Origin of the sequence: Pseudoxanthomonas sp. UTMC 1351 (assembly GCF_040948865.1) — a bacterium.
In the GTDB taxonomy this organism is placed as follows: Bacteria; Pseudomonadota; Gammaproteobacteria; order Xanthomonadales; family Xanthomonadaceae; genus Pseudoxanthomonas_A.
Genome location: NZ_JAVGJT010000059.1, coordinates 1 through 4,827, shown reverse-complemented (window position 1 = coordinate 4,827; position 4,827 = coordinate 1). Strand labels below are relative to the sequence as shown.

The 4,827-nt window shown below is 57.6% G+C and carries 6 protein-coding genes; 2 read left to right on the top strand and 4 right to left on the bottom strand.

All coding sequences use genetic code 11. The features are described from left to right. Positions 1 to 150: 150 nt before the first annotated feature. On the top strand, positions 151 to 861 hold the full coding sequence (locus AB6O04_RS20490; RefSeq protein WP_368566272.1) for a hypothetical protein: 711 nt from the start codon (positions 151 to 153) through the stop codon (positions 859 to 861). Positions 862 to 1,114: 253 nt separating this feature from the next. On the opposite strand, the gene AB6O04_RS20485 is transcribed toward AB6O04_RS20490, so the two are convergent. Beyond that, complete coding sequence (locus AB6O04_RS20485) at positions 1,115 to 1,300, bottom strand: DUF1353 domain-containing protein (RefSeq protein ID WP_368566270.1); 186 nt, start codon at positions 1,298 to 1,300, stop codon at positions 1,115 to 1,117. Between AB6O04_RS20485 and AB6O04_RS20480 the strand changes: the two genes are divergently transcribed. After that, positions 1,227 to 1,445, top strand: coding sequence for a hypothetical protein (locus tag AB6O04_RS20480; RefSeq protein ID WP_368566273.1), 219 nt, complete (start codon positions 1,227 to 1,229; stop codon positions 1,443 to 1,445). The two genes, AB6O04_RS20485 and AB6O04_RS20480, sit on opposite strands and share 74 nt — an antisense overlap. 17 nt (positions 1,446 to 1,462) lie before the next feature. On the opposite strand, the gene AB6O04_RS20475 is transcribed toward AB6O04_RS20480, so the two are convergent. From AB6O04_RS20475 to AB6O04_RS20465, 3 genes are all read right to left on the bottom strand, one after another. Continuing rightward, positions 1,463 to 1,852: a type II toxin-antitoxin system death-on-curing family toxin gene (locus AB6O04_RS20475; RefSeq protein WP_368566268.1), complete on the bottom strand. Its 390-nt coding sequence runs from the start codon at positions 1,850 to 1,852 to the stop codon at positions 1,463 to 1,465. Next, a complete protein-coding gene (locus AB6O04_RS20470; protein WP_368566267.1) occupies positions 1,849 to 2,073 on the bottom strand; it encodes an AbrB/MazE/SpoVT family DNA-binding domain-containing protein in 225 nt (74 codons plus the stop codon). Before AB6O04_RS20470 ends, AB6O04_RS20475 begins: the two co-directional genes overlap by 4 nt. Before the next feature lie 775 nt (positions 2,074 to 2,848). After that, positions 2,849 to 4,015, bottom strand: a complete 1,167-nt coding sequence (locus AB6O04_RS20465) for a Fic family protein (protein ID WP_368566266.1) — start codon at positions 4,013 to 4,015, stop codon at positions 2,849 to 2,851. Between the last annotated feature and the right edge of the window lie 812 nt (positions 4,016 to 4,827).

Below are 4,827 nucleotides of genomic sequence, written 5' to 3'. Positions count from 1 at the left end.
TTCACTGGGCGGCCTATCACCCATTCCCTACGCAATGGCACAACTGCCATCCACCTCTACTTTTGACTGACTCGAAAGAACGAGGACGCTTCACCGGCACCTAGTCGGCGCGCTGATCAGGTCGTTGTTGAATTTGGTGAATCAGATTCCTTGCTGTTTAGAAAACACCACGTCGGGACAGAGAATCTTTCCAAAGTAGACGAAGACGATTTAGAGGTCAGCAAGGCCAACCATTTCCGCGATGCCGACGGGCAAATCGCTGCGTCTTATAAATTCCTACCATTCAAGAGCGGTGGCGGAAACTCCACGGACATTTTTCTTGCCGGTCATAGCGTAGATCGCGAATATGCCTCATCCAAACGTGAGGGCCGCAAGCGTGAAACCCGGGGGGTCGGAGTGGGGCCCCGCTTCATCAGCTCGAGCAAACTCGCCGGCTGGGTGGACAAGGTCCTCGGGAACCAAAGAGGGAATGACACGCCCCTTCGGATCTGGCTGTACAACTGCAAATCTGCGGGCAAGGACCTCGCAGACAACGGCGAACTTTTTGCCCGATCGTTCGCGAAGAAGCTGATGGAGCGAGGGTGGAAAAGCACTCAGGTAATTGGGTTTGAGAAAGAGGTTGAAGTTCGAGATATGTTGGTTGCTCAATCTCTCGCAGAGAACACACCCCTCGATCAACGGCCTAAGTTCCCTAAGGAGCTCTATATGGTTGGGCCTCGTATTTGGACGATCAATGACCAAGGCGAAATAGTGAAATCTTCCGGGGCATATAAAGATGGTACGGATAGCGAAAATGGAGGCCTGGCCGGCATGGTTGATTTTGGCTTTAGCGATACAAGTGACGAAGAAGACGAAGCCTGAGCAACGACTCCATGAACGGAGAATGCTCGCGCCAGATACATAGTTCGTCCGACGGTCCAGCTTGCTGCGCCACCAAGCCTCGCATAGTGGATCTATCTGCGGCAGGGTGCGGGCCAACAGACAGGTCTTTTCGCCTGCCCAAGGAAACAAAGTTTTGGTGCTAGGCATCGGATCCTCCAGGGACGGACTTCCTTTTTTTCAACATCATTTGAGGAAAAAAAGAGAAGTCCGAAGACCTCGCCTTCCCAGCGCGTTAATCGCCGGGCTCAGGTGCATCAGCACGGCGCACGTATGCACCGCGCCCAAAAAGGCGCACTGCGAGGTACATCAACCGTCGGCGCCAGAGCGGCACACGCAGCACCGTCATGGCTTCCAGGAAGACCGAGTCGGCCTGGTTTTTGGTGCCGGAGCTGCTCGGCCACTGCAGCCATCCGGTCAACGGTCTTGTGAGACCTCGCCGGCACCATGTGCACCTTGCCGACGTCGCCCGCCTTCACGCGGTGCACCGCCTCCAGCAGTTCCGCTCCGATATCACGCTTGCGATCGCGGGCTTGAATATCTCGTTCATTCATGGGCATGCCTAGCTCCTTGGTGCGTTGTCTCAGCCTATCGGCTTGATCTGGGCTCGGAACCATGCCGCCAGAACCTCTTCCTCGACCTTGCCGGCCGAGACGTCCTCCATGACGCGAACCGCGTCCGCAGGGCTGAAATGGAACTCATAGCCATTGTCTGCCAGGAAGATGCGCGCGGCGATCCAAGCGGTGCGCTTGTTGCCGTCAACGAATCCATGGTTCTTTGCGAGTCCGTAGCAGTACGCCGCAGCAAGCGCGGCGGCGTCAGGGGTCTCGTAAGCAAGCAAATTGATGGGTCTAGCGAGGGCAGATTCAATCGCACTCGCGTCTCTGACCCCGTCGGCCCCGCCGTGCTCGGCTAGCTGGTAGTCATGGACCGCATGGATGAGATCGAGCTCGATCCAGTTCCATTCCCTCACTTAGCGAGCGCCCGCAGGATGTCCCTGTCCTGCCGCATGATCGACTCGGCAAGCGTCATCTGACGCTCAAAGTTCGGGTTGTATGCAGTTAGACGCAGGCCGCCCGGAGCCTCGGTCAAGAAAACCGTATCGCCCTTTTCCACGCGCAGCTTGGCCCGCGCTTCCTTGTTAATGATGAGGCCGGTCGAGGAACCGACAGTCGTTAGCTTGAGGGAAAGCATGCTCCTGCTCCAGATTGCTATATAACGGAACGTATATTATTCCCCGGTTGCGCTGGACGCAACTGGCCGGACGCCTCCGGTTCATGACCCGGTGCCCGCATGTCCCGGCGACCGGCCCATCCGATTACGATGTTGCATAGATCCGCTCCCGCCGAGCCACATTCGGCCCTGCCCCCATCGTGTACCGGATCGGCACCGTCTTCCCCCCGAACCGATCGAACAGCCGCCGCATGTCTGGATGGTCGTTGATGGTTAGGACTGCCGTGCCTATCAGGCCGGCCATGACGCTGGCCAGCGCCTCGTACTGCTCCAGCCCGAAAGCTTGGCCATACCCTTCAACCTTCCAGCACGGTGGATCCGGGAAGAAGAGCATGCGAAGAGTCGCACTTGGCGACGCACCGCTGCCACGGCAGTTGCTTGATCACCGCGCCGTGCAGGCGCGCGGCACTAAGAAGCCATATCGCGCGCGAGGAAAATTCGCCAATTCACGGCACTTGAGCTTGCCAGGTACCAAGGGTCGCGACAAGAATCGTGCAACCGTCTACCGGTGCATGCCATGCCTTCTTATACTTATGAGCACATCAAAAAGCCGGCACCAGACCCGGTTCACCTGGTCGCTAGGATGACCGCCGACGTGGTACTCAAAATTCGCCGCCCTTAAAAGCGTGTGGGTTCGAGTCCCACCTTCGGCACCAATGACTTAGGACCGGTTTCGGTCCTTTGTCGTTTTTGGGTGGTGCAGTTTTTGTGCAGCGATTGGCCGGCGAGCCGAGCATCAAGTCTCGCCGCGAAGCGTAGACGGCACGAATCCTTCATCAACAAGCGCTCCGATCACGCCGCGGAGCAAACTATTGTTGCGAAAGCACAGCGTGTACTGGCGCGCGCCCTCATGTATGGGCGCAATGAGGCGGTCTTGGACGAGCTGCTTGATCCTGTAGGTTCGCTGGTTCGCAGTGAGGCCCTTGAGCGCGGGCTCCAGGTCTTTCGACTTGACGACCCCACCTTCTGCGTCCATCGCCAACTTCAAAATGTGGTGCTCTTCGACAGTGATGTGTTCCCGCTCCCTAGCCTTGCTAAGCGCTGGGGAAAGGATAGACTTCCGCAAGTAGTCGAAGTCGGTCAACCGCTCGAGCTTGTTGAGTTCGGTCAGTATTCCGCCCAGCACGTACTCGCACCACGCCTCAAGGGACTGCTCATCCCCTTGGTCAGCGAGCGCGAGCATCTGGTAATAGCGCTCCCGGTCGTTGCAGAACACTGCCGTCGGATTCAGCACTCGACCAACGGCGCCGACGTTGAACCCGTATTTGAGCAACATGGCATAGGTGAGCAGCCTCACGACGCGGCCATTGCCATTTGTGAATGGATGCACCCAGCCGAATCTGTGGTGGGCGAGCGCAACCTTCATCAGGTCGTATTTCGATGGGTCCGGATGATTTACGAACCCAATCAACTCCTGCATGTAATCCGGCACCAGCGTCGCTTCTGGGGGAAGGTGGCTCGCTCCTCGAATCTGCACCCCCTGACTCCGGTATGCGCCAGGCGTCTTGTCGCCTTCGCGCTGCAGTCCGCTGACCGTAAGGGAATGCAGTTCCCGAATGAAGAAGTGGGATAGATCGCTGCCCTGTTTGATCGTCTCATCGACGAAGTCCATCGCGTGCTCGATATTCCCGATCTCGTTCATCTGATCGGTTCTGGTGGCAGTGGTGTCGAGCGTGCTATCCACGTAGTCCGCGAGCGTGGTGTGATTGCCTTCGATCCGAGCCGATCCAAGGCTCTCCAGCATGTGAAAAATGCTCTTCAATTGGTAGAAGATCTGCGGCGGAGTACTGCCGCCAACATCCAGCTTCCGGAGGTGCTCGAGTTCTTGAAGTACGTCAATCAGCGGAGAGTCGTACGAGGGGTTGAGGAGTCGCAAGTCGTGGTGGCGGAAGGCTGCTGTCATGAGGGGTCCGTTGATCGATGCCGTCGGGACACCAGCATCATTGAGGCAAAATATCTTCATAAAGATACTAGACCAACTTGACTGCAATGTAATAACTGACTGTTTTTAAAGGTGTTATATTGACACGTTCATGTAAGGTATCTTTACACAGGCTGTGATGTCTTGTTGACGAACTGGCAACACGGCGTCCTGCGTTAACCAGCCAAATAGACGCGCGCCCGCCTGGCGACATTCGGTCCGGAGCCCATCGTGTACCGGATCGGCGTCGCGTAGCGCCCGGATTGCGGTAGCCCCCACCTCTCAGGTCCACTGAGGCATCGGATACAGGTAGTTCGCCCTCAGAACGCAGATGTTTCGCCTTGCCGGATGTCGTGTCCACCCCTATGGTTCTCCCGTAGCGATGTCGCAGGATTCTCTCCCCGATAAGTCCACTGTTCCCCTGCAGCTCGCGGCATCGCTACCTTGCAAGACTGGTTGGTTGTGGTCCGGATTGAGAAACGGACGGAAGGCCCCGCCACACCCTCCCGTGGCGGGGCCTTACTTTTTGTAGATGCGCTCCCGACGCGGCATGCCCTTGCCGCCACCGACGCTGTAACGGATTGGCACCGTCTTTCCCTCGAACCGATCGAACAGCCGCCGCATCTTTCAGTCCGCCGGCCAAGGCTGCTATTGCCCGCGAACCTTCCCGTGCACATTGATGCCGCCATCGTCTGTCATTAAGACGACGCAACCCGCATCGTGCCTCCCCGCTCTCGGAGAAGGCGAAATGCCCAACGACCTTGCTATCCCGCCGAATTGGAACCTGCTTCCGG